We start from the raw sequence: 1,054 nt of genomic DNA, 5'->3' as shown, positions 1-1,054 counted from the left end.
CGCCGGGAGAGGGGTTGGGGAGAGGGGATCAAAAAGATGAATCGCTCTACTTTTTCACTTATAAATTTACCACTACCCACTACACAGTTTTCTTTTGTAACAGGTCTTGCGTCCGTTTTAGGCCTTCTCGCCTTTGCTAGTTCTCGAAAGATTAAAAGCACAGACTTTGAAAAAGAAGAATTGGAAAAGTTAAAAGGATTAATGAATGCGGCAGAAGAACTCGAGGCTATTGAAAGAAGTAAAGTCCGCACGGAGCAAGAGTTATCAGATCTAGATAAGAAAAAGAAACTCATGGAGGTTTCAATTAGAAAGGCTGGTTTAGCACTGTTTTACCAAGAGCAATACAGGAAGTATGCAGATATCGTTTTAGGAAAAGTTGAAGAAGATGGAGAGCTTAAAGACGCTTTAAAAGAAGTGCGAGAAGCAAGAGGTCGCCTTGTTGCAGTGAAAGAAGAAATCGCTGAAGACGAGAATGTTCAGATTATAAATGAAATTCTCCGAGAGAGACGGTCGGGTCAGACAGGCGCGGAGCCCGACGTACTTGTTGGCCCAATTGATACGTTAGTGTCTCTCTCTAAGACGCTAGGTAAGCTTTACAATATTTTGTTGCGCTAACAATTAGCTCAACCCGAGCGCATACTGCGCCATCGAGCTAAGATGTTGTTTTCAGGGGATGGGCAAGGCGCAGTATGCGCCGGGTTAGCCTTACGTTAGGCGTTCTATAGAGGTCCCGCAATGGAAGTCAAATTAAGCAAGCAACAAAAAGTCACCGTAAACGGTGCAGAAGACATTTATCTGATCATGCGCCAGATTCTCCGCAGAGAGAATAAAATTGGCCAAGGTCAGGAGCACTTCTGGATGGTGGGTGTGAATCAAGCGAACAAAATCCTCTATATCGAGTTGGTTGCCCTGGGGTCTTCCAACATGGCAAGCGTCAACCCCCGAGAAGCCTTCCGAATGGCGATTTACAAGCTGGCCGGGTAGTGGATAAATTCTAAATGCTGAAGTCTGCCAACCCCTCCCTCGTCATTCCGGCAGGGATTGCCGGAATCCA

2 protein-coding genes are annotated in these 1,054 nt (G+C 45.6%); both read left to right on the top strand.

Annotated elements, in window-relative coordinates:
• The coding region (locus BQ17_RS11705; protein ID WP_218068241.1) for a hypothetical protein at window positions 1–615 on the top strand (615 nt) is incomplete at its 5' end.
• Between the two features lie 120 nt (window positions 616–735).
• Entirely contained in the window at window positions 736–984 is a 249-nt protein-coding gene (locus BQ17_RS11700) for a JAB domain-containing protein (protein ID WP_089727266.1), read from the top strand.
• The last annotated feature ends 70 nt before the right edge of the window (window positions 985–1,054 follow it).

The sequence above is a fragment of the Candidatus Thiosymbion oneisti genome (assembly GCF_900092655.1).
GTDB classification, from domain to species: Bacteria; Pseudomonadota; Gammaproteobacteria; order Chromatiales; family Chromatiaceae; genus Thiosymbion; species Thiosymbion oneisti.
Note: the sequence above shows the minus strand (reverse complement) of the source record. Positions and strands in the feature narration are given on the sequence as shown.